Raw genomic sequence first — 23,200 nt, 5'->3', positions numbered from 1 at the left:
CTGCGTTCTGTCCGCACTGCGGCGTTACACCGACGGCTCGAACGTCCCAAATGCGGCGCATGCGTGGCCTGTCGGAGGTTAGGAACCACCTTCCTGCCGTTCCGCGCCCCGCCGCCAGCGTCCATTCGTCCGCCGGAGCAAGGGAGTTCCGGTGCCCGCCACCGAAAGCACCGACAGCAGGACCAGCGCGCAGGCCGGGCCGAGGACGGTCCAGGGGGCCAGTTCCACGTACGGCTGGTTCTCCGAGAGGAGGCGGCCCCACTCGGGGGTGGGTGGTTGTTCGCCGAGGCCGAGGAAGCCGAGGGAGGCGAGGACGAGGACCGTGGTCGGCAGGCGGAGGACCGCGTTGCGGAGTACGGCGGGGAGGACCGCGGGCAGCAGGTGGCGGCGCAGCAGGTGGAGGCGGCCGGCGCCGAGGGAGGTCGAGGCGAGGGTGTGCCCGGCGGCGCGTTCCTGTTCGAGGAGGGCGGCGGTCTGGGCGGCGTACGGGGTCCAGCCGACGAGGCACACCGCGAGCGCGGCGCCCCAGACGGACGGGCCGGTCACCGCGGTGGTGAGGAGTCCGGCGAGGACGGCCGGCAGCGTCGACATCACTTCGGTGAGTCCGGCGCTCGCCCTGGACGCCATGCCGAGGAGCAGCCCGAGGGCCGCGCTGGCCGCGGTCACCGCGAGGGCCACGCCCGCCGTGCGCAGCGCGCCGTGGCCGAGGCGGGCCAGGAGGTCGCGGCCGAGGGAGTCCGTGCCCAGCGGGTGGGCGGGGGAGGGCGGCAGGAGCCGGGCGGCCGTGTCGACGTGCAGGGGGTCGCGCAGCAGTCCCGCCACGACGAGGCCGAGCAGGACGACGGCGCAGCACCCGGCGAGCACGCGCACGGAACGCCGCCCGGGCAGCGGCGGCAGATGCAGCGTGGGCAGGGCGCCGTCCCGCAGGGCGGGGCCGAGGAGCGCGCGCCGCAGCCCCTGGACGAGGAGCCCGGCGGCGATGCCGAGGAGGACGAGGGCGAGGGTCGCGGTCTGCAGGGGCGGCAGGTCCTGCGCGGTGGCCGCGTCCAGGGCGAGCCGCCCGAGCCCCGGAATGTTGAAGATCTTCTCGACGGCGACCGCGCCGCCGACCAACGCCACGACCGTGGGCAGGAGTTGGGGCAGCACCCCGGCGAGCGTGCGGCGCAGGGCGTGCCGTGCGGTGCGGCCGGGCGGGAAGCCGCAGGCGTACGCGTTCCGTGCCCAGGGTTCGTGGAAGGCGGCGGGCAGCGACTGGTCGAGGAGCCCGCCGATCATCGCGCCCGACGGCACGCCGAGGGCCAGCGCGGGCAGCACCATCGCCTGCGGGCCCGCCCAGCCGGCGGCCGGGAACCAGCCCAGCCACACCCCGCACACGGTGGCGAGCAGCGCGGCGAGCAGGAACTTGGGCAGCGCGGCGAGCACGGCCGCCGCGACCCCGGCCCGCCGCAGCCGCAGCCGCCGCCGGGAACCCAGGTGCAGGGTGCGGACGCAGACCAGGCCCGCCACGGCGACCGTGACGGCGAGCGCGCCGAGCATCAGCGTCAAGGACACCGCGAACGCGTTCGCCACCTGCGGCAGGACCGGCTCGCCCGACACCCAGGACACTCCGGCGTCCCCGCGCGGCAGCCCGGTCAGCCAGCGCACCAGGTGCGGCAACGGCCCTTCGTCGAGGCCGAGTTCGGCCCGTACGGCGGCGAGTTGGCCGGGCGTCGGGTCCTGGTCGGCGGAGCGGGCGCGCAGGACCGTCAGGGCGGGGTCGGTGCCGGACAGCCAGGGCAGCAGGGCGACCGCGGCGAGGAGGAGGCTCGCCGCTCCGGCGCGGCCGGCCGCCGCACGCCGGCGCGCGCGGCCGGCCGAAGGGGTGCTCATGGGCCGTGACGTCACTTCACGTGCGTGTCGACGTCGACCAGGGAGCGCTCGCGCGGGTCGAGCAGGACACCCTCGACGTTCGTGGCGATGCCCTGCAGGGCCTTCTCGTACACGAGCGGCACGACGGCGTCGGTGCGCAGGATCTCGGCCTCGGCCTTCATGATCTTCCGCTGCCGCTCCTCGGTGTCGTCCTCGGCCGCGGCGGCTGCGATGGCCCGGTCGACCTCGGCGTCCTTGAGTCCGGCGATGTTGTAGACGCCCTTGCTGGTGTAGTCGCTCGCGAGGTACGCGACGGCGTCGCCGGTGTCGAGGAGCGTCACCCGGGAGAAGACGAGCGCGTCGTACTTCCCGGCGAGGAGGTCGGCCTCCATCTGCGTGTACTCGCGTACGTCCTGCTTCACGGTGAACCCGGCCTTCTCCAGCTGCTGTTGGAGGACGGTCGCGGACTCGGGGAGTTCGGTGCGGTTGGTGTACGTGGCGAGGCGCAGGGTCTTGCTCTTGGTCTTCGACTTCACCTCGGCGGTCGTCGCGGCGGCGGTGCGGCCGGTCACGTCGACGCGCCGCTCGGCCGCCCACGGGACGGCGGGGCCGAACAGGCCGTCGGCGGGGTCGGCGTAGCCGCCGAAGGCCGAGTCGACGAGGGCCGACCCGTCGACGGCCGAACGGGCCGCGGCGCGCAGCGACTTGTCGGCGAACAGGCCGCTGCGGGTGTTGAGCACGAGGCTGTCGCTGCGTACGGACGGCACCTCGTGGCGGGTGTCCTTCTCCAGGAGGCCCGCCTGCGCGGTGGGGATCCACTCGGCGATGTCGACGTCGCCGCTGCGCAGGGCGTTGGCGCGGGCGGTGCCGTCGGCGAACCAGGTCACGTCGATGCCGGGCGCCTCGGCCTTGCCGCCCCAGTACCGGTCGAAGCGGTCGAGGGTGGCCTTGGACTTGCCGGTGAGCTTCGTGATCTCGAAGGGTCCGGTGCCGGTGCCGATCGGGTTCGCGGTGCCGTCCTTCGCGTACGCCTTCTCGGAGAGCACGCCGAGCGCGGGGCTGGCCAGGCGCAGCGGCAGCACCGGGTCGGCGGACTTGGTGCGGATCCTGACGGTGTCGGCGTCCACGGCCTCGGTGGTGAGGCTGACGTCGCTCAGGACGCGCGGCTTGGGCTTGGCCCGGTCCGCGTGGTCGAGCGCGTTGACGACGGCCTCGGCGGTGACGTCGGTGCCGTCCTGGAACGTGGCCTTGCGCAGCTCGAAGGTCCACGTGGTGGCGTTCTGCTGCTTCCACGACTTGGCCAGCGCGGGCGCGGCCGCACCGTTCTTGTCCAGGGCGGTGAGACCTTCGGCCACGGCGAGCTTGCTCAGGACGGTGGCGTCGTTGCTGTACGGCGACAGGGCCTGCACCGGCGGCACCGCGAGGGCGATCCGCAGCCGCTTGCCCGAGCCCTCCCCGGCGGCCGAACCGGCGTCGCCCTGCACGAAGCAGCCGGCGAGCAGCGGGGTCAGCGCGAGCAGCGCGAAGAGGCCACGAGGGGTGGTGCGCATGGTGGTTCCTGTCGTCCGAAAAGTGCGGGGCGTGATGGTGGTGTGCGCCGGGAGGGCGCGGGGCCGCGTCAGAATATAAGGCAAGCCTTACCGAAGCTCACGCGGGTGGGTGAAGAATCAACGACTGACGGCCGGTGCGCTATTGAAAATGATGTGCAGGTAGAGTCTCCGCCGTACCAGGCAGCCCCGACAGGCAGCCCCGACCAGGCAGCCCCGCCGCACAACGGGGAGATCGAGGAGACGGAATGACCGCCGCCTCCGCCACCGCCGCCTCCGCGACGGGAGCGGGAGCCGGAGCGCTGCGCTCGTACCGGGCGCTGCCGCCCCTGCCCCGGCTCCTCATCGTCACCCAACTCGCCTTCAACGTCGGCTTCTTCGCCGTCCTGCCGCCGCTCGCCGACCACCTCTCGGGCTCGCTCGGGCTCGCGGGCTGGCTGGTGGGGCTCGTGCTCGGGCTGCGCACCTTCAGCCAGCAGGGCCTGTTCGTCGTCGGCGGCGCGCTCGCCGACCGGTGGGGGCCGCGGCCCGTCGTCCTCGCCGGGTGCGTGCTGCGCGTGGCGGGCTTCGTATGGCTCGGGTTCGCCGCGACGACCTGGGCGGTGATCGGCGCGGTGCTCCTCGTCGGCTTCGCGGCCGCGCTGTTCTCCCCGGCCGTCGAGACGGAGATCGCCCGGCAGGCGGTACGGCACGAGGAGGCGACGGGCGTGCACCGCACCCGCACCCTCGCGCTGTTCTCCGCGGGCGGGCAGGCGGGTGCGCTGATCGGACCGGTCCTGGGCTCCCTGCTCCTGCTCGGCGGATTCCGCACCGCCTGCCTCGCGGGCGCCGGAGTGTTCCTCCTCGTGCTCGCGGCGCACGCCCGCCTCATGCCACGCGGCACACCGGGCCGCAGCGCCGCCGCCGAGCCGACCGACAAGGCCCTGCGCGCCCTCCTCGACCGCAGGTTCCTGACGTTGGCCGCGGCGTACGCGACGTACCTCCTGGCCTACAACCAGCTGTACTTGGCGCTGCCCGCCGAGCTCGACCGGGCGCTCGGCTCGCAGCTGCTGCTCGGCTGGCTGTTCGCGCTCTCCTCCGCGCTCGTCGTGTTCGGGCAGGTCCCGCTGGCCCGGTTCGCGTCGGCCCGCCTCGGTCACGCGGCCCTGGTGCGCTGGGGGCTCGGCCTGATCACCGCCGGGTTCGCGGCGACGGGGGTGCTGCTGCCGGTCGGCGGCGCGGCCCCGGCCGTCGTGTTCGTCGTGCTGCTCACCCTCGGGCAGATGCTCGTCGTGCCCGCGACCCGCGCCTGGCTCCCCGAGCTGGTGGACGACCGCCGCCTCGGCCTGTTCACCGGCGCCCTGTCGTCGCTGTCCGGCGCGGTCGTGCTGCTCGGCGGCGCACCTGCCGGAGCACTGCTGGAGAGCGGGGGCGCACTGCCGTGGCTCGCGCTGGCCGCGGTGCCGGTGGTGGGGGTGCTGCTGGTGCCGCGGGCAACGCCGTAGCGAATCAGGGGACTTCGCTCGTAGTTCGTGTTCTCCCGGTGGGGAGCGCGTTGGCGAAGCGGGTGAGGACGGGGCCGGTGACGGCGAGGATGAAGACGTACGCCGTGATCATCGGGGCCAGATCGTCGTGCAGCGTGCCGGCCAGGCCGATGATGACGATGGAGAACTCGCCGTGCGCGATGAGCGCTGTCCCGGCCCGGAGTTGACCGCGGCGGCCGACCTTGTCGCGTGCTGCGGCGTAGCGGCCGGTCGCGAGCTTCGTCACCGTGGTGACGGCCGCGAGCGCGAGGGCGGCGGGCAGCAGCGGCACCAGGTCCTCGGGGTCGACGGACAGCCCGATGGCGAGGAAGAACACGGCGGCGAAGAGGTCGCGCAGCGGGCCGAGGACGGCGCGGCTGCGGTCGGCGGTCTCGCCGGTGAGGGTCAGTCCGACGAGGAACGCCCCGACTGCCGCGGACGCATGGATGAGTTCGGCCCCGGCGGCGACGATCAGGGTGAGGCCGAGGACGCGCAGCATGAGCTGCTCCGCGTCGGGGTGCGCGAGCAGCCGCCCGAGGTGATGGCCCCACCGGTACGACGCCATGAAAGCCGCGAACACCGCGCCGACGGCCGCGAGAACGCCGAGCGCCGCCTGCCACCAGGGGCCTCCCGCGGCGAGCACGGCCAGCAGGGGCAGATAGACGGCCATGGCGAAGTCCTCCATGACCAGCACCGACAGGATCGCCGGTGTCTCCCGGTTGCCCAGCCTGCGCAGGTCGGCCAGGAGCCGCGCGATGATGCCGGAGGACGAGATGTACGTGGCGCCCGCCAGCGCGAGGATCCCGACGGCGTCCAGGCCGATCAGCCACCCGGCCACCGCGCCCGGCACCGCGTTCAGCACCAGGTCGACCAGCGCCGACGGCACATGCCGGCGCAGCCCCGCCGTGAACTCGATGGGGGAGAACTGCAGGCCCAGCGTGAGCAGGAGCAGCACCACGCCGATGGCCGCGCCGACCTCCACGAACTCACCGGCCGCGGGCACGGGCGCGATACCGCCCTCGCCGATGGCCAGACCGGCGAGCAGATAGAGCGGTACGGGCGACAGCGTGAACCGTCGCGCCACGGCGCCGAGCACGCTGAGGGCGGCGAGGATGATCCCGAGTTCCAGCAGCAGCGTGACGGGGGTCTGCACGCTCATCCCCGGATGATCTGTTCCACGCCCGTGATCCCCTCGCGGGTCCCGATGACGACGAGCACGTCCCCGGCGCGCAGCACCCGGTCCGGGGTCGGCGACGCGATGAGATCGTCGCCGCGGACGATCGCCACGATCGAGGCCCCGGTGCGGGTCCGGGCCCGGGTGCTGCCCAGCGGCTCGTCCACGTACGGCCCGCCCGCCCGCACCTCGACCTGCCCCGACAGCAGTCCGGGCACCTCCTTGGTCAGGTCGGCGAACCGTTCCGCGATGCGCGGCGCCCCCAGGATCTCGGCGACCGCGTCGGCCTCCTCGTTGTTCAGCCGCACCACGGGTCGCGCCTCGTCGGGATCGCCGCCCTCGTACACGACCAGCTCGAAATCGCCCGTACGACCCGCGACGATGCCGACACGCTCCCCCTCGTGATTGGTGAACTCGTAGCGCAGCCCGACCCCTGGCAGGAGAACCTCGGTGACGTCCATGCGCACATCATCGCCAGGCCGGGCGGGTGCGGCGGGCATGCGGGGGCAGGCGTGTCCATGGAGGCGTGCCCGCGGGAGGGCGTCCACAGGAGGCCCGGCCGTCCGGTCGACTCGCGAATCGGCAATCCAGGACATCCATCAGTAGCCGATCGGATGACATGCCCGCCCCGGTGCTGCGCATAGCGTCGAGGACATGAACATCACGCGTATCTCCCGTCGTTCCGCTCTCACCGCATCCGCGATCGCGGTCGCCGTGTCCGCCCTGGTGCCCGTCTCGGCCATGGCCGCCGAGGCGCCCGCCGCACCGGCCGCCGCGTCCGCGGCCGCGAAGGACGCCACTCCGTCCGAGCTGCTCGCCTCGACCCCGTGGAAGACCACCGGCGCCGTCGACCAGGACGGCAACCGCGTCGCCCTCGACAACCCGGCCGTGTCGAACTTCGTGGGCTGGGCGTACTTCGACGCCGACGGCACGTACACCATGTACAACCTCGACGACAGCCCGAAGATGAACGGCGACTGGACCGTCACCCCCGACGGCTCCGAGCGCTGGATCAACGCGAAGGACGCGAACGGCAACGTGCTCTTCGAGCGCACCGTTCCGATCGTCCAGCTCGACAAGAACGTCTTCACCTACCGCGTCTTCCCGAACGCCGACGACCGCACCGTCTACTACGACATCGTGCACACCAAGACCAACCACGCCGAGCCCGGCACCGACGGCAGCGGCCCCGGCGCGAACGGCGCCCAGGGTGGCAACGGCGAGTACCACTTCAACAACGGCAACGCCCGCTGATCGAGCTGATCACGCTGAACGCGCCGATCGCGATCCGCTGAATCGAGCTGCCCGCCCGTCGGGTGGAAGGGCATCACGTGCGCCGCGGACTGCGCGACCAGATCGAGGATCTGGTCGCGCAACTCTTCGGTGGCGTGGCGACCTTCAAGCCTCTGCGGCGGTTTGCGCGTATGGGAGTCGGTCGCCCCTCAGGCGGCCGGCGAAGATCCGGCGGTGGATCGATAAGCGACCCGTTGATGGCGTGGGTGTGCGGCAGGGCGGACTGCATGCAGTCCCTGCCAAGGGTGGTGGATGAGCTTGATGTACCCCCTCGGCGGCAGTGTGGTGCCGTGCATGTGTGTGCGGGGCAGCGGGAATCGTCAATGGTGCGTTCCACCGTGAAAGCCCAACTGGCAGCCATGCAGGGGGATTTGTGGCGAACGGCGTGTGGCACTCCGAACTGAAGTGTCTCCTCGAACTCGACAAGCCGGACCTCGGACTCTCGAACAGCGCCATCAGCGTGAGCGACCTGATCGAGGAACTGCTCCAGCCCGTCGCCACCAGAAGACGAGACCTCCTCATCTGCGCCGAGAGGGCCGTCGACCGCACATGCAAGGCCGAGATGTCCGGCGTCCGGAGCCCGTACATGTATGTCCGCCGCTACCGCGGTCCCGACGGAGCTCTGCGATTACGTGCGGCACATCTGCCCACCGCACACGAGATGACGCCGGAAGAGAGCGACCGGCACAAGGCGATGAAGGACTTCCTCGACCGCACCTGCGAAAGCGCGGGTCTCCGTCGGACCGTCGAGAAGGCCGTCAAGACCCGGACAGCCCGGCCCGACGTCACGATCCACTCCCACGGCGGCGTCAGCCTGGGTTGCGAGGCCCGGTTCCACAACGTCGGCCCCGGCACCGTCCTGCGCCGGGCGAAAGCCCAGTCCGATGCGGGGCTCGTCTCCAACTGGATCACCCACAACGACACGTTCCACCTCGTGGACCGGGCCCAGTGGATGCTGATCCGCGACGTCACCTGGCGCGAGATAGACAACGCCGCCGACCTTCCCCTCGTCGGCGGATTCCGTGTCCTCGCCGACTGGCTCTGCACCGCTTCAGCCGTACGTCCCTGCCCGACCGGCAGGTCGAAGACGGGATGCGGCAGACGCCACCTGTACTGGGAAACCCCACGCGCCTCCGACGGCATCGCGAGCGGATACACCGCAGACCGCGGCGACCAACTCGGCGTCACCGTCGGCCACACCATCGTCGGAGCCGCCACCGGCAGCGTCGTACCCGTCTTCCTGCCCAGCCGCAAGGACCGCCGGGCCGGACGCTACATGTGGGTCCCCGCCGACGACCACGCCACCTGGGCCGACCACCACGACGGCGCCACACCGGGCGAGCCCGAACCAGCACCGGCAGACGACGCCCTGCACTTCTCCGGCGACGACGCCACCAGCACCTGCCAGTTCGGCGAACAGAACCGGACCCCCAGCCTGCCCCTGCAGCGACGCGGCATCGACAGCGTGGAACTCGGCATCACCGTCGAGACCGGCAACCTTCCAGCCATCCCCAAGCAGCGAACCCGGCAAGATCACGCACACCCCCAGCCGCATTCCCCGAGCCTCGTGCCGAGACGACGGATCTTGGACTGGAGCGACCCCGACCGCTTCCTCCCCGAACCGCAGCCCTGCCGGCACTGCGGGCAGCTCGCCAGCCTCCTCGACGACGACGCAGAGCCGTCCCACAAGGTCTGCGCCGAGGAACGCGGCATCGGGTAGCGAGGCGAGGTACGTCTAGAGCGCGGCTGCGGTGTCCAGTTCCGCCTCTCAGGTCGACGGGTGCCCATGGGGGTCGAGCCGCGGCGCCGCCTCCCGGCCCAGGGGCGTCCGTACGACGGGGATGTGCCGCCCGCCGGGGCGTATGAGGGTGATCTGACGGCCGCGGCGCAGCGGCATGCTCATCGGGCGGGCTGCAGGGGGGGGGTACTGCTGGTGGCGCTGCTGCTCTGCCGTAAGCAGTACGGGGCGGGGCGGACGGAGTTGTCAGAGGTGGCGGGCGATCACGGGCAGCAGGTCCTGGAACGTACGCCCCGACGCGGGCTCGCCGATCGCCTTCAACTGCCAACCGCCGCCCGCCCGGTGGACCTTGGCCATGATCTGGGCGGTGTGGTCGCCGCCGCCGGTGAGGGTGTAGCGGGCGAGCTCCTGGCCGTTGGTCTCGTCGATGAGGCGGCAGAAGGCGTTCTCGACCTGGGTGAAGGTCTGGCCGGTGAAGGAGTTCACGGTGAAGACGATCTGGTCGACATGGACGGGCACCCGCGCCAGGTCGACGAGGATCGCCTCGTCGTCCCCGCCCTGCCCGGCCCCGCCGACGAGGTTGTCGCCGGTGTGCCGCACGGAACCGTCGTCGCTGGTCAGGTGCTGGAAGAACACGACGTCGACCGGCTTGCCCTCGGCGAACAGCACCGCCGACGCGTCCAGATCGATCCCCCCGCCGCCGGTGAGCTTCGCGAGGAAGCCCTTGCGCGGCGCGGACTTCCAGCCGAGGCCCATGCGTACGGCGGTGAGCGAGCTGCCGTCGGACTTGCTGAGGCTGATCTGCTGGCCCTTGTCGAGGTTCACGGACATGAGGGTGGTTCTCCTTGTGGCTTGTGGCTTGTGGCTTGTGGCTTGAGGGGCGAGTGCCGCGAGTGAGCGGTGTTCAGGGGCGGGTGGACAGCGCGGACAGCAGGCGGACGGTTGATCGCGCAGATACGGCAGCATGCCCCGCTCCAGCAGAGCCTGCTGCCACGCCTCGTGGGTCCGGTTGCCTCACCCTTCCTCTTCCTCTTCCTCCTCCTCCTCGAAGGCGTCGCCGATCTCGTCGACGACCTCAGCTGCGACCATGCCGCCGACGACGCCGACCGCGAGGCCCGCTGCCCCGGCCGCGACGACGGTGCCCATGCCGGGGCCGGAGCGGTGGCCGTCGTGGGGGTGCTCGTCGTGCCCGTGGTGGCCCTGGTGGCCGATGTGGGCGTGGTCGCCATGCCCGTACGCCGCGTGCGAACCGCGGCTCTCGACCAACTGCCGTACCCAGCCGTCGACTTCGGTGTTCCAGTCGCGCTGCTCGACCGCCGAGTAGCTGACCCGGAAGCGGGTGATCGAGTCATGTCCGGACTGGAACAGCCCGCCGCGCTTGTCCGCCTCCAGGATGACGTCCATGCCGCCGGGGTCGGCGAGGAAGGTCACCTCGATCTCGTTCACGGCGTGCGCGTACGCCGGGGGCGGGGTGAGCTCGATCTCCTGGTAGAAGGGCAGCTGTTGATGGGTGCCGCCGATGTGGCCGTGCTCCAGGTCGGCCGACTTGAATCCGAAGCCGAGCCGGCCGAGTGCTTCGAGGACCGCCTCCTGTACGGGGAGGGGCTGCACCGCGAGCTGGTCGAGATCGCCCTTGTCCCTCGCGCCCGCCACGGCCAGCTCGGTGCGTACGCCGAGGACGACGCCGAGCGGCTGGCCGTGCAGCTCGGTGACCGGGGTCTCGTACGGCAGGGTCATGCCGAACGGGATGCTGCGGTGCTCCTCCTCGCCGAGGCGGAATCCGCCGCCGACGGTGAACCGCTCGAAGACGACGACGCCCTCGCTCTCCCCGGCGTCGTGCTCGGCCTCCACGTGGGCGACCAGTTCGAGCGTGATGTGCTCGATGTCGAAGGCGGCGCTGCCGCCCTTGAGGTGGACCTGCCCGTGCAGGGTCCCGCCGGGCAGGGCGGCGCCGCCGTCCAGCACCGTGTCCACCGTGGGGCCGCCCACGCCGAGCGAACCGAGCAGCCGTTTGAACACCATCGCGGCGTCCACTCCTTCGTCTGAGTGCCTGTCAACAGCCCTTATCTACAGGGCTGTAGAAGCATAGAAGGAGGGCGGGGCCCGCGCGAACGGGCGACGTGCCGCGTGCCGAGAATGACCGGAAAGAGTGCGTGGCAGGCCGGGGCGGCTGGGCGGGTCGGGAATGAGGGGAACTCGGGTCCCGCCGACTCGCGCCGGTGAACCCGGGGTCGGCTGACTCGTACGGGTCGATCCGGTTCGGCCTCGTGGCGTGGGTCCACCCAGCCGTGTAAACTCGAAAACGAATCGAGTTCTGGAGTTGGGTGACATGGACGCAGCGCAGCACGTACACGAGGAGTCCTGCGACGTCGTGGTCATCGGCGCGGGCATGGCAGGCCTGATGGCGGCCACCACTCTCGCCGAAGAGGCCGACGTCCTCGTGCTCGAATCGGCGGGCCGGCCTGGAGGCCGCGTCGAGACGGTGCGGAACGGCGATTACTGGATCAATGTCGGAACCCAGTTCACCGAGGGAACCGGGCCGCTGATCGACGCTCTCGAATTCCACGAGATCGAGATGGGATCGCTGGCCGGGAAAAGCATGGCGCTGGTCCTCAACGGGCGGCTCATCGACATGTCCGACCCCGTCGCGCTCATGTTCCGCACGCGGATGAGCCTCATGGACCGGCTGCGCATGGCGGTCGTCGGCTGCCGCATTCTCGCGGCGGTCCCCTTCCTGGAGTCGGACAGCCGCATGGCGAAGAAAGTGCGAGCCAAACTCGACCGGCGTTTCGCCTCGTATCTTCTGCGGGGCGTCCGCTCCGAAGTCGTCGAGGCGATGGTCCGGTCGTGGTCGGGCCAGTGGATGGGGTGCGAGCCCAGTGAGACGGCCGCGACCCAGCTGGCCACGTCCATAGGAATCGCCTTGACGGACCCCGCCAAGGTGCCGAATTTCGCCCTGCCGGTCGGCGGAAATCAGACGCTGACCGATATTCTCGCCGCCGACCTGCGCGAACGCCTCCGGCTCGACTCGACCGTCCGTTCCGTGGAACAGAGCGGGGACGGCGTCGTGGTGCACTACGTGCGCGCGGACCGCGAAATGCGGGTGCGCGCGAAGCGAGCCGTCGTCGCGGTTCCCAGTGATGTCGCGTTGCGGATTCTTCCGGAACTTCCGGAGACGTACCGCGACGCGTTCGACGACATTCGCTACGGCCGGTACGTGATCGTCGGCTTCTTCACCGACGAAGAGGGGCCTCAACCTTGGGACGATCTCTTCGGTGTTTCCACTCCGCAGCTCTCGTTCCAGGCGATTTTCAACCACGCTGCGGCCATTCGCAGGGGCGGTGCGCGGAAACCGGGAGGAGCACTGGCCTGTTTCGCCGGTGGTGCCACGGCCGACGCATTGTTCGAGCTCACCGACGAAGAGATCACCGCACGGTTCGCCAAGGATCTGCTCTCCGTCTACCCGCAACTCGAAGGCAAGCTGGGGGAGGGGATCGTACGACGCCACCACCGTGTGGTGCCGTTCTGGCGGCCGGGACGGCGGGCGTCGTTGCCGACCTTGCGGAAGCCTCTCGGGCCGATCCATCTCGCCGGCGACTATCAGCTCGACATGCCGTCGCTCGCCGACGCGGCGACGTCGGGCGAGAACGCGGCGAAGGCGGTTCTCGCGAGCCTGAAGTGAGCCCGAAGTGCGCCCGAAGTGCGCCCGAAGTGAGCCTGAAGCGATGACGTCGCCGAACCCGCGCCCGGCCCGGACCGCCGGTCACCTGCCCCTGCTCCCGGTCCTGTGAGTGTTCATGGTCGCTGCTCTCGTCCTCCTGTCGCTGCTGTGCGTGTGGTCGTTGGTCGCCAAACGGCTCGCCCGCTGGAGCATCACCGCGCCCATCGCGTTCGCGGCGGCCGGAGTCGTGCTCACCGGCGGTGACCGTCCGGCCCTGGCGCTCGGCATGGAGACGCACACCTTCCAGACGGGCGTCGAACTCGTCCTCGCCGTCATGCTGTTCACCGATGCCACGGAGGCCAGAGGGTACGAACGGCTCGGCAAGACAGTGGGGGAGGGCCGCCTGCTGGCCCTCGCCCTGCCCGGCTCCGTCGCCCTCGCTGTGCTGTTCGGCGCCCTGCTCTTCCCCGGCACGAACTGGTGGCTCCTGGCTGTGGCCGCGCTCGTCGTCATGCCCATGGACCTGGCGCCGGTCCTGATGTTCCTCAGGGACGAACGGCTTCCGCTGCGGGTGCGGGCGGCCCTGAACATCGAAGGCGGCTTCAACGACGGCCTGATCTCCCCCTTCTTCGTGTTCTGCGTGGCCAACCTGCTCACGGTCGAAGGGGAGACGTTCGGCGACCTGGTCCTCAACGCGGCCGAGGGCGCCGCGTACGCCGTCCTGGCCGGTGCGACCGTGGGCGTTCTCGCCGGGCGGCTGATGCCGTGGTGCCTGCGGGCCGGGTGGGCCTCAGCGTCCGAACTCCGGCTCGCCGGACTGGCGTTGCCGTTCCTCGCGTACGCCGGTTCGGTGCAGCTCGGCGGCAACGGCTTCGTCGCCGCTTTCGTGGCAGGCCTCTGCTACGCCCACGTCGCGCGCACGCTCGGCCACGACAACCTCGACCTCGTGTACGACATCGGTCATCTGATGGCGCTCGCCGTCTGGTTCACCTTCGGTGCCCTGATCGCCGAGGAGTTCGCCCACGGAGTCGACCTGAAGGTCATCGCGTACGCGCTGCTCGCCCTCACCGTCGCCCGCATGCTGCCCGTGTGCGCCGCGCTCACCGGCACACGCTTCAGCTGGGCCGAGCGCGGGGCCGTGGGCTGGCTGGGGTCACGGGGTGTCACGTCCATCGTCTTCGCGGTTCTCGCGTACAGCCAACTCCCTTACGACGACGCCGCGTTCGTCGTCAAGGTGACCTGTGCGACCGTTCTGCTGAGCGTCCTCCTGCACGGCGTCACCCTGGAGCCCCTCGCCCGCTGGTTCGCCCGCCGTCCCCGTGCCGACGGCCCCCGTGCGGCCGCTCCGGAGCGTTCGGAACCGTAGGCGTCATCAGGCATCAGCCGGGGCGTTGGTTGGCGCTGGGCGGCAGTCTCTGCTCCGCCCAGATCGCCTTGCCGTCGCGACAGTGCCGCGTGCCCCAGCCGGACCGGGCTCCTGCCGTAGCGGATCGCGTTGGTCACCAGCTCGCTGACGATGAGTTCCGTGGTGAAGGACAACTCACCAAGGCCTCAGGCGTCCAGACTGTCGGACGTGAAGGAGCGGCCCTGGGGCATGCTCGGCAGGAAGGGGGCGTACGTTCGCGGGCGGGGAGGTCCCTCGGCCGCCGAGATCGCGCGATACACCGGCTGCCGAGCGCCGGAGCCCGTCCGCGCGTACGCGGAGCTCGGCACGGCGGACGACACCGAGCCCCCGGTCCGCACGCGCCGCCGCCGACCTGCGCCGTGTCGGAGGCTTCGAGCGCCACAGTCTCCTCGTCGTGACGACCACCGGCAGCGGCTGGGTCGACCCGGCGGCCGTGGACAGCTTCGAGTACCTCACCGGCGGCGACTGCGCCACGGTGTTGCTGCAGTACTCCTAACCTGCCGTCCTGGCTGACGTACGTACGTCCACGGATGGAACGCCGCCCTCCGCCCCACTGGCGTCACCTACCGGGACCTCGCTCACCTCCGGGAGGTCGTCGCGCGAGGCTGAGGCCGCTCCGCCCTCGTCGGCTCCGGAGGCGACCGAAGGCGGCTGCGTGAACGCCGGGGGCGGGGGCGGGGGCAGCCCGGCAGCCTCAGCGCGCCGCGCGTGGTTGCGGCACTGAAGCAGTTCGCAGACCTGTCGCGCAGGATCAAAAAGCGTGTCGTCGGCGGTCAAGCCCTGGGCGCGGCGGCGACAGCACCATCGGACCCACGTCCCGCAGCGTCGCCCCGACGCCCGCAGGAGAGAACCGCCCTGTCCGATGCCCTGACGCCGCCCTGCGCGCAGGCGCACCCCGGGCACCCTGCCGGCCGCCGTCAGCCTGCGGCGCCGGATCACCACGTCATGCGTCAGGGCGGGACCCGTCATGTCCGCGCACCTCAGGGAGACAGCCGTGAACCCTTCCATCGACTACACGACCGAGTTCGCCGGGAAGACGGCCCTGGTCACCGGCGCCGCCTCCGGCATCGGCCTCGCGGTGGCCCGTCGGCTGGCCGCCGGGGGCGCCGCTCTGGCCGTCGCCGACGTCAACGAGAAGGGCGCGCAGGAGGCCGTCGACGAGTTCCGGGCCGCAGGCGCCCAGGCCGTCGCCGTACGCCTCGACGTGACCGACCCGGTCTCCGTGGAGGCGGCCGTGCAGGCCACGGTGGACCAGTTCGGCGCGCTGCACCTGGCCGTCAACAACGCCGGGATCGCCGGTGCGGTCGCCTCCGTCGCCGACTACCCGCAGGACCAGTGGCGGCGCGTCCTCGACACCAACCTCGACGGCGTCTTCCACTGTCTGCAGTACGAACTGCCGGCCCTCCTCGCCGCGGGCGGCGGCGCCATCGTGAACATGGGGTCGAGCCTCTCGATCAACGGCTTCCCGGGCACCGTGGCCTACACGGCCGCCAAGCACGGCGTCATCGGCCTGACCAAGACCGCGGCCCTGGAGTATGCGCCAGAGGGAGTGCGGGTCAACGCGATCGTGCCCGGCTGGATGGACACGCCCCTGCTTGCCGGCATCACCGACGAGGAGCGCGCCCAGCTGATCGGCCTGCACCCCGCTGGGCGTCTCGGAACGGCCGAGGACGTCGCGGAGCTGGCGGCCTTCCTGCTCTCGGAGCGGGCCTCGTTCGTCAACGGCAGCTCCCATCGCGTCGACGGCGGCTACTCGTCCCAGTGAGCCGGCCCGCTCCCCGGACGGTCGGGAGTGCCCGGACTGTGGCTTCCCTGCGGTGACGGCTCCGGCGAACCAATTTTCGTAACAGATGTTGTGTGAATGTCTTCGGGCCCTTACCGTTCCCCTGACCCGACGTGAAGAAGGGATCGACCAATGGATGAGTCCGTGCGTGCAGCGTTCCGGAACGACGGAGCGGTCCTCTTGAAGGACTGCCTGGACGAGACCCAGTTGGCGAGCTGCCGCGAGGCGTTCGACTGGGCCGTCGCCAACCCCGGCCCGAGCGCCACCTCGATGTTCGATGGCACCGAGCAGCGCTCGCTCGTCGACAACGCCAACCCGCTCGCGAAAGACCGACTCGACGCGATGGTGTCGTCGCTGCCCTTCGGCGAGCTGTTCGCCGAACTCTGGGGTTCGAAGCATGTCTGGTACTTCGCCGAAGAGGTCTTCCTCAAGGCCGGCGGCCAGGGCGCCCGCAGCTCCTGGCACCAGGACACCGCCTACCTGCCGTGGGCCGGCGAGCACTGGGGCAATGCCTGGATCACCTTCCAGCGGATACCGAAGCGGAACTCGCTGGAGATCGTCCGCGGCTCGCACCGCGGTGTCCAGTACGACGGGACCACGTTCAACCTCGACGACCCGACCGAACCCCTGCACGGCGGCGGCGTGTTGCCCCGGCTGCCGGACATCGACGCCGATCTCGCGAAGGACCCCGAGGCCCACGACGTGATCTCCTGGGCGATCGAGCCACGCGATGTCGTCGCGCTGCATCCCCGCTCGCTGCACGGCGGTGCGGGGGTCGACGCCGGATGCCCCGAGCGCCACACCCTGGTCCTCCGCTTCTTCGGCGACGACGCGACGTTCCGCCCGCTCCCGGACGTGAACAAGCGCTACGCCCGCAACGGGGTCCTCTTCGTGGACGAGATGGCGATGCTGAACGCCGGAGACCCGTTCCGCTCGCCCGTCTTCCGGCAGGTCGTGTGATGGGGGCCGTGATGAGGTCTTCCGGCGAGGAGCGCCAGTCGGTCAACCCGCCCTCGACGCAAGCGATGTACGACCAGCTGCACTTCTCGCAGGCGACCCGGGTCGGGGACCTGATCTGGGTGTCGGGGCAGGTCGGGATCGATCTGGCCGACATGAAGCCCGCCCGCGGAATGGAGGCTCAGGCGCGGCTCGCGTTCGACAACGTGAAGACCGTCCTGCGGGCCGCGGACGCGAGCCTGGCCGACATCGTCGAGCTGACCACGTTCCACACCGACCTGCGCGGCGACATCGAGGAGTTCGTGCGCGTCAAGGACGAGTACATCCGGGACCGTTACCCGTCCTGGACCGCGGTCGGCGTGACCCAGCTGGCGCGCCCCGAATTCCTCGTCGAGATCCGGGTCGTGGCCGTCGCCGGCAGCGGCGACCGCTGAACCGCCCGCATCATGGAGGTGTGAGATGACGTCCACAGAGGTGCTCTACTCGGAGTTCGGCTGGGCCGATCCCCCCGAGGACATGACAGCTCCGCTCGAAGGCGAGATCACGTGCGACGTCGCGGTCGTCGGCGGTGGGTACGCGGGAATGGCGACTGCGCTGCGCCTTGCGGAGCGGGGCGCGGAGGTCGTCCTGCTCGAGGCCGGGTTCTGCGGGGGCGGGGCGAGCTCGCGCAACGCCGGCCAGTTGGGCAGTGTGCCGGGCGGTGACCCGCAGCTCCTGAGCGCTCTGCACCCCCGCCGCTTCGACGGCATCGTCCGCCTCGCCGAGGAAGCCGTCGACTTCACCGAGAAGCTGATCGGCCGGCTCGGCATCGACTGCGAGTACGAGCGGACGGGCAACGTCGCGGCGGCGGTCTCCCCGGGACAGCTCCGCAGGGCGAAGAAGAAGGCGGAGATCTTCCAGAAGGCGGGGGTGAGCGTCGAGTTCGGCGACGGCCGGGACCTCGGCCTGCCGGACGCGTTCCTCGGCGGCATGCTGGAGCCCGTCGGCGGTGTCATGGACCCCGGGAAGTTCGCCCTCGGTCTGCGCAAGGCGCTCCTCGCGTCGCAGGTGAAGGTGTTCGAGCAGACCCCCGTCAAGACGGTGGAACCCACCAGCGTGGGGGTGGTCGTCGCCGCGCCGGGAGGCCACGTCCGGGCCGAGAAGGTCGTGCTCGCCACCAACGCCTACTCCCGCGAACTCGCCATCGCCCCGAAACGGCTGGCGGCTCCCGTCTGGGTCAGCATGGTCGAGACCGGGCCGATCCCGTCCGACCGGCTGGACGCGACCGGCTGGACGAGCCGCTCCGGTCTCGCCACTCAGCACGGCATCATGGAGAGCTACCGACCGACCCGGCGCAACACGATCGTCACCGGCGTGCGCCAACTGCAGGCCGCACGGGGCGCCGTGGGCGCGCGCAAGCCGGATCCCTCGGTCGTCTCGGACATCACCGACGGCTTCCGCAGCAGGTTCCCCGGACTGCGCGACATCGCGATCAAGCGGGCGTGGGGCGGATGGATCGCGATGACGCCGTCGTGGCTTCCGGTCGCCGGCGAGGCCACGAAGAACGTCTCGTACCTGATCGCCTGCAACGGCCACGGCCTCGCCCAGGCGCCGTACCTCGGCACCCTCCTCGCCGACCGCCTTGTCGACGGCAGGAGCCCCGACGACCTCGACACCGTCTGGCGGCAGCGGCCCCGGTTCGCGCCCGCCCTCGTCTTCAACGCACCGGTGATGCGCGCGATGTGGGCAGCCGACCGGCGGGCGGACCGAAAGGTCAGCTAGCCCACCCAGGCAGCGTTCACGCAAGGGCGGAGCTGTGTACGGCAGCGCCCTCCGCGACGCATCGCCCCCGTCGCCTGCCGGGCGGGCGGTGCGTCGCGGGGCCCGGGGTCAGCGAGTTCTGGTCCAGTCGTCGTAGAACGGCGGCATCGCCGAGGCACGGTGCGTGAAACGCGGGGCGCGCTTCTCGCGGAAGGCGGCCACTCCCTCGGAGCCGTCGCCGATGCTCGTGTAGAACATGGCCAGGGACTCCACCCGGTGCGCGTCCTGAGGGCCGTCAAGGAACGCGTTGCGGTACGTCATCTGCCGGATCAGTGCCGTCGAGACCGGTGACCGGCCGACAGTCCAACGGTCCGCCAACTCGTGGGCCTTCTTCAGGAGTTGGTCGGGGTCGTGCACGTCGTTCGCGAGCCCGGCCGCCGCCGCGCCCTCGGCGTCGAGGATCTCGGCGGAGTAGAGCAGGTCGAGGGCCTTGGGCACGCCCACGAGGCGGGGCAGGAACCAGGTCGAGACGGCTTCGGGTGTGATGCCGAGCCGCCCGAAGACCAGGCCGAAGCGGGCCTTCGTGGACATCAGGCGTGCGTCCATCGCGAGGGTCATGGTCGCGCCGATCCCGACCGCGGCACCGTTGACCGCCGCGATCACGGGCTTGCGGCAGGCGTGGATCGCGAGCGTGACCCGGCCCCCGGAGTCCCGCACGCGGCGGATCTCCGGGCTGTTCAGGTCGTCCATGTCGGCGAGCGTGGGGCGGAGCGACTCGTCTAGGCCGAACACGTTGCCGTCCGCGCTGAGGTCCATCCCCGCGCAGAAGGCCTTGTCGCCCGCGCCGGTCACGATGACCGCTCGTACGTCGTCGTTGTCGTTGACCTCGGTGAACGTCCGCTCCAGCTCGGCGGCCATCGTCGGGGTGAAGGCGTTGAGGTGCTCGGGCCGGTCGAGGGTGACGGTGAGGATGCCGTCGTCGACGCTGTGGCTCAGGGTAGTCCAGGTCATGGGTGAGTGCCCCTGTCTCTTCAGCCGCGCAGGTCGGCGAGCCGACCGATGATCTTCTCGGCGTCGGCGACGATCCCGCCCACGATGTCGGCGCAGGTGTCGACGGACTCGATGAGCCCCTGCGCCTGCCCCGCCCACCACAAGCCGTCGTCCATCCGCCCCTCCTGCAGCACCTGCGTACGTCCGCGCACGCCCGAGGCCAGCTCGGCGACGTCGTCGAAGACCGCCCCGGGCCGCTGCGACCGGGCGACGATCTCCTCGGACACCGCATTGCGGGCGACCCGCCCCGTGTTGCGGAACTCCCGGAACACCAACTGGGTCGCCCGCTCGTCGTTGGCGACGATCTGCTCCTTGACGTTCCGGTGCACCGGCGCCTCCGCGCTGGCGACGAACCGGGTGCCCATGTTGATGGCGCAGGCTCCGAGCGACAGGGCGGCCGCGAGGCCGCTGCCCGTCGCGAAGCCGCCGCTGGCGACGACCGGAATCTCCAACTGCCGTACGGCCGCCGGGATCAGGACCAGGCCGGGGATGTCGTCCTCGCCCGGGTGCCCGGCGCACTCGAAGCCGTCGATGCTGACCGCGTCCACACCGAGCTTCTGCGCCTTGACCGCGTGCCGTACGGCCACGGCCTTGTGGATCACCTTCACGCCGGCGGCCTTGAATGCCGCCACGTGTTCCGCGGGGTTGCTGCCCGCCGTCTCGACGACCGGCACCCCGCTCTCGATGATGGCCGCGCGGTACTCGTCGTACGGCACCGGGTCGCGGGTGGGCAGGACGGTCAGGTTGACGCCGAAGGGCTTGTCGGTCATCTCCCGGCAACGCGCGATCTCCGCTGCGAGCGCCTCCGGCGTCGGCTGGGTCAGGGCGGTCAGGAATCCGAGGGCGCCCGCATCGGCCACGGCGGAGATGAGGTCGGCGGTGCCGACGCCCGTCATGCCGCCGCAGACGATCGGGTGGTCCACGCCGAAGAGTTCGGTGAAGGGGGTGGAAATCATGAGCGGGGCCGGCCAGGCCCTCTCCGTTCTTCCCGTCGCCGCACGCACGCGGCGACCGTCCGTGTCGCGGTCGGCTTGGCGGGCCTAGGCGGATCTGGAGTCGAATTCAAATCGGGTTTGAGTCTAGGTGGTCGTGCGGTGAACCTGTCAAGGTGCGGACGGGCCGCGGGCACGCCCTGCATGCGCGCGGCCGTCGCGTTACGCCGCCTGGAAGCGCCCCGGCTTCTCCTGCACCACCTCCCCGCGCCGCACCAGCCGTTCCAGGTGCTGCCGTGCGGTTCGCCGTTCCACCGGCTCGATGTGCGGACCTTCGACGTGGGCCCGGTAGACGAGCCGCCGCGCGGCGATCTGTTCCAGCGTGCGCGGCTCGCTCAGGAAGTCGAGGAGCTGCGCGTCCCGCTGCTCGATCACGCTCCGGTAGGCGTCGAGGCGGTTTCGGAACTCCGCGGCGCCCTCGATCACGCCCTTCTGGTGGGACGTGCCGTACCAGCGTGCGTCGATCTCGCTGCACCGCCGCAGCGACGCCTCGAACTCTTCCAGGCTGCTTCCCACGTCCCCGTAGTAGGGCCCGAACGACGTCAGGTCGATGTCCGCGACGAACAGGAACCCGTCGGGCTCGACGAGGAAGCCGCAGTGGCCCTCGGTGTGTCCGGGCAGGTGGACGACGGTGACGGTGCGGCCGCCGAGGTCGTACACCGTCCCGTCCTTGAAGGGCTCGGCGTCCGGGCGGCCGTGCACGTGGAACCGCTCGCGCATCACCCGGTCCGTGGCCTCGGCGGCTTCGGGCGGCAGGCCGTACCCGGCCACCATCGCCGCGCGGGACCGCAGGGCGTCGAGGTCGCCGTCGTGGACGTGGACCGGCACGTCGGCGTAGCTGCCGAGGCCCGCGATGTGGTCCTCGTGGGCGTGGCTGACCAGGACCGCGTCGGCGCGTGGTGCGTCCCGCAGCAGGGCCAGCGTCGGGTCGACGACCAGGGTCGAGTCCCGTCCTCGTACGAGCAGTGAATTGCCGTACGGGTAGGCGCCGTTGGCGCCGCCGACCAGCACGCCGATCCCGCCGTAAGCAACTTCGCGGTACCCCGTCGTGTGGGGTGTCACGTTCACGTTCGTACTCCTTCTGTTGTGCTCAACTCCTCGGCGGCGACGCCTTCGAGGGGGCGGTTCGTGGTGCGCGGGCCGAAGAACAGGACCGGCAGCGCGAACACGATGTACGAGGCCGCCGCCACGACCGTCAGGCCGAGGTTGCCCCAGCCTCCGTACAGGGCCGCGCCGAGCACGCCCGCCACCGCGCCGCCGCAGTGCCCGACGCTCTTGATGACCCCGCTGCCCAGGCCGCGGGCGGCAGTGGGCAGCGCCTCCGGGATGTACGCGTAGTACACGGTGACGACCAGGCCGGTCACGATGCCGGAGGCCCCGCCCGCGGCCGTCACCAGCCAGCTGTCCGTGGCGAGGCCGAACGCGATCAGCGGCACAGCGGCGATCAGGGAGATGACGAAGACGGCGGTCTTCCGCTCGGCCCGGTCGATGAACAGCAGGGCCAGGAACGGGGTGACGGCGTAGACGACGTTCCAGATGAGCTGGATCTCGTAGGCGTGGCCCTCGGCGAACTTGAGGCCGTCGACCAGGACATAGAGCGCCCAGTTCTGGAACAGGTACAGGCCGAGCGTCGAGCCGAAGAAGCCGACGGCCAGGACGGCCGTGGTGCGGATCGTCCGCTTGTTGCGCAGGACCTGGCGTACGGGCAGGGTCTCGGCGCCCGCCGGCGTGGGGCGCGGTTCGGCCAGCGGCCCGTGACGCAGGGCGCGGGCCTCCAACTTGCCCACGACGTCCGCGGCTTCGACCGTCCGGCCCCGAGTGACGCACCACCGCACCGACTCCGGCATGCAGAACCGCACCAACGGCACGGTCAGCAGGCCGATGACACCTCCGACGCCGAACAGGTGGCGCCACGTGTCGGGGCCGCCTTCCGGGATCACGACCAGGGCGAGCAGCGCCACCACCGGTGCGCTGATCACGAAGGCCGACGTGACGACCGACATGAACCGGCCGCGCGTCGCGCTCGGGAACATCTCGGCGATGTACACGAGCAGCGCCGCGCCCGCCGCCTGCACACCGATCCCCGTGATCACGCGGGAGGCCAGCAGGAGTTCGTAGTTCGGCGCGAACATCGTCAGGACCGCGCCCGCCGAGTAGAGCGCCGTGCCCCAGACGAGGACCCAGCGGCGCCCGAACCGGTCCGAGAGGCGTCCCCCGACGAGCCCGCCGAGCACCATCCCGATGAAGAAGGCGCTGCTGACCATGCCGATCCGGCCGAGCCCGAGACCGGTGCTCTCCTCGATCGCAGGGATGATGTACGCGAAGAGCGCGTTGTCGTAGTACTCGAGCATCAGGTTGACCGTCAGGATCGAGATCCAGACGACGTGCGGCAGCGTCACCGGCAGGCGGTCGAGCCGTGCGGCGAGGTCTGCGGATTCCCCCGTGGGCGTTTCTCCGGCTGAACCGGTCGGGTGCTTCATGGCTCTCCCTTCTGTGCGGCAACTGGACCG

At 71.1% G+C, this 23,200-nt stretch carries 20 protein-coding genes; 10 read left to right on the top strand and 10 right to left on the bottom strand.

Going from position 1 to position 23,200, the window contains the following annotated elements:
- Positions 1-78: 78 nt before the first annotated feature.
- The gene (locus ACIDOF_RS33365; protein WP_409009944.1) at positions 79-1,869 is read right to left on the bottom strand and encodes an ABC transporter permease subunit; all 1,791 of its coding nucleotides are present in this window, start codon (positions 1,867-1,869) and stop codon (positions 79-81) included.
- An 11-nt stretch (positions 1,870-1,880) separates the two neighbouring features.
- Positions 1,881-3,398: an ABC transporter substrate-binding protein gene (locus ACIDOF_RS33360; RefSeq protein WP_409009943.1), complete on the bottom strand. Its 1,518-nt coding sequence runs from the start codon at positions 3,396-3,398 to the stop codon at positions 1,881-1,883.
- 245 nt (positions 3,399-3,643) lie between these two features.
- Here ACIDOF_RS33360 and ACIDOF_RS33355 point away from each other — a divergent pair, with 245 nt between their 5' ends.
- Complete coding sequence (locus tag ACIDOF_RS33355; RefSeq protein WP_409009942.1) at positions 3,644-4,879, top strand: MFS transporter; 1,236 nt, start codon at positions 3,644-3,646, stop codon at positions 4,877-4,879.
- 4 nt (positions 4,880-4,883) lie between these two features.
- On the opposite strand, the gene ACIDOF_RS33350 is transcribed toward ACIDOF_RS33355, so the two are convergent.
- Positions 4,884-6,056: a cation:proton antiporter gene (locus tag ACIDOF_RS33350; RefSeq protein WP_409009941.1), complete on the bottom strand. Its 1,173-nt coding sequence runs from the start codon at positions 6,054-6,056 to the stop codon at positions 4,884-4,886.
- Complete coding sequence (locus tag ACIDOF_RS33345) at positions 6,053-6,532, bottom strand: cation:proton antiporter regulatory subunit (protein ID WP_409009940.1); 480 nt, start codon at positions 6,530-6,532, stop codon at positions 6,053-6,055. The genes ACIDOF_RS33350 and ACIDOF_RS33345 overlap by 4 nt, the downstream gene beginning before the upstream one ends.
- Positions 6,533-6,725: 193 nt before the next feature.
- Between ACIDOF_RS33345 and ACIDOF_RS33340 the strand changes: the two genes are divergently transcribed.
- A complete protein-coding gene (locus ACIDOF_RS33340; RefSeq protein WP_409009939.1) occupies positions 6,726-7,325 on the top strand; it encodes a DUF4822 domain-containing protein in 600 nt (199 codons plus the stop codon).
- A gap of 412 nt (positions 7,326-7,737) precedes the next feature.
- Positions 7,738-9,084 carry a hypothetical protein gene (locus ACIDOF_RS33335; protein WP_409009938.1) on the top strand — a complete coding sequence of 449 codons (1,347 nt, stop codon included), beginning with the start codon at positions 7,738-7,740 and terminating at the stop codon, positions 9,082-9,084.
- Positions 9,085-9,348: 264 nt separating this feature from the next.
- Here ACIDOF_RS33335 and ACIDOF_RS33330 read toward each other — a convergent pair whose 3' ends face one another.
- Positions 9,349-9,933: a TerD family protein gene (locus tag ACIDOF_RS33330; protein WP_409009937.1), complete on the bottom strand. Its 585-nt coding sequence runs from the start codon at positions 9,931-9,933 to the stop codon at positions 9,349-9,351.
- 183 nt (positions 9,934-10,116) lie between these two features.
- Positions 10,117-11,124: a sporulation protein gene (locus ACIDOF_RS33325; protein WP_409009936.1), complete on the bottom strand. Its 1,008-nt coding sequence runs from the start codon at positions 11,122-11,124 to the stop codon at positions 10,117-10,119.
- Positions 11,125-11,431: 307 nt separating this feature from the next.
- Between ACIDOF_RS33325 and ACIDOF_RS33320 the strand changes: the two genes are divergently transcribed.
- The 7 genes from ACIDOF_RS33320 (at position 11,432) to ACIDOF_RS33290 (ending at position 18,669) form a co-directional block, all read left to right on the top strand.
- On the top strand, positions 11,432-12,784 hold the full coding sequence (locus tag ACIDOF_RS33320) for a flavin monoamine oxidase family protein (protein WP_409009935.1): 1,353 nt from the start codon (positions 11,432-11,434) through the stop codon (positions 12,782-12,784).
- Positions 12,785-12,899: 115 nt separating this feature from the next.
- Positions 12,900-14,129, top strand: coding sequence for a cation:proton antiporter (locus ACIDOF_RS33315; protein ID WP_409009934.1), 1,230 nt, complete (start codon positions 12,900-12,902; stop codon positions 14,127-14,129).
- A gap of 391 nt (positions 14,130-14,520) precedes the next feature.
- On the top strand, positions 14,521-14,664 hold the full coding sequence (locus ACIDOF_RS33310) for an alpha/beta-hydrolase family protein (protein WP_409009967.1): 144 nt from the start codon (positions 14,521-14,523) through the stop codon (positions 14,662-14,664).
- 471 nt (positions 14,665-15,135) lie between these two features.
- Positions 15,136-15,933, top strand: coding sequence for an SDR family NAD(P)-dependent oxidoreductase (locus ACIDOF_RS33305; RefSeq protein ID WP_409009933.1), 798 nt, complete (start codon positions 15,136-15,138; stop codon positions 15,931-15,933).
- A gap of 162 nt (positions 15,934-16,095) precedes the next feature.
- Positions 16,096-16,911, top strand: a complete 816-nt coding sequence (locus tag ACIDOF_RS33300; RefSeq protein ID WP_409009932.1) for a phytanoyl-CoA dioxygenase family protein — start codon at positions 16,096-16,098, stop codon at positions 16,909-16,911.
- 11 nt (positions 16,912-16,922) lie between these two features.
- Positions 16,923-17,342 carry a RidA family protein gene (locus tag ACIDOF_RS33295; RefSeq protein WP_409009966.1) on the top strand — a complete coding sequence of 140 codons (420 nt, stop codon included), beginning with the start codon at positions 16,923-16,925 and terminating at the stop codon, positions 17,340-17,342.
- A gap of 25 nt (positions 17,343-17,367) precedes the next feature.
- Positions 17,368-18,669 (top strand): NAD(P)/FAD-dependent oxidoreductase, encoded by a 1,302-nt coding sequence (locus tag ACIDOF_RS33290; RefSeq protein WP_409009931.1) that lies wholly within the window; start codon positions 17,368-17,370, stop codon positions 18,667-18,669.
- A 108-nt stretch (positions 18,670-18,777) separates the two neighbouring features.
- On the opposite strand, the gene ACIDOF_RS33285 is transcribed toward ACIDOF_RS33290, so the two are convergent.
- The 4 genes from ACIDOF_RS33285 to ACIDOF_RS33270 form a co-directional block, all read right to left on the bottom strand.
- Complete coding sequence (locus ACIDOF_RS33285; RefSeq protein WP_409009930.1) at positions 18,778-19,659, bottom strand: crotonase/enoyl-CoA hydratase family protein; 882 nt, start codon at positions 19,657-19,659, stop codon at positions 18,778-18,780.
- A 20-nt stretch (positions 19,660-19,679) separates the two neighbouring features.
- Entirely contained in the window at positions 19,680-20,654 is a 975-nt protein-coding gene (locus tag ACIDOF_RS33280; protein ID WP_409009929.1) for an NAD(P)H-dependent flavin oxidoreductase, read from the bottom strand.
- 198 nt (positions 20,655-20,852) lie between these two features.
- Positions 20,853-21,758 (bottom strand): MBL fold metallo-hydrolase, encoded by a 906-nt coding sequence (locus ACIDOF_RS33275; protein ID WP_409009928.1) that lies wholly within the window; start codon positions 21,756-21,758, stop codon positions 20,853-20,855.
- Positions 21,755-23,170: an MFS transporter gene (locus tag ACIDOF_RS33270; protein WP_409009927.1), complete on the bottom strand. Its 1,416-nt coding sequence runs from the start codon at positions 23,168-23,170 to the stop codon at positions 21,755-21,757. The genes ACIDOF_RS33275 and ACIDOF_RS33270 overlap by 4 nt, the downstream gene beginning before the upstream one ends.
- Between the last annotated feature and the right edge of the window lie 30 nt (positions 23,171-23,200).

This window comes from Streptomyces sp. Da 82-17, from assembly GCF_046098215.1.
Lineage (GTDB): Bacteria > Actinomycetota > Actinomycetes > Streptomycetales > Streptomycetaceae > Streptomyces.
The sequence above is the reverse complement of the archived record's forward strand: the minus strand, read 5'-3'. Positions and strand labels throughout refer to the sequence as shown.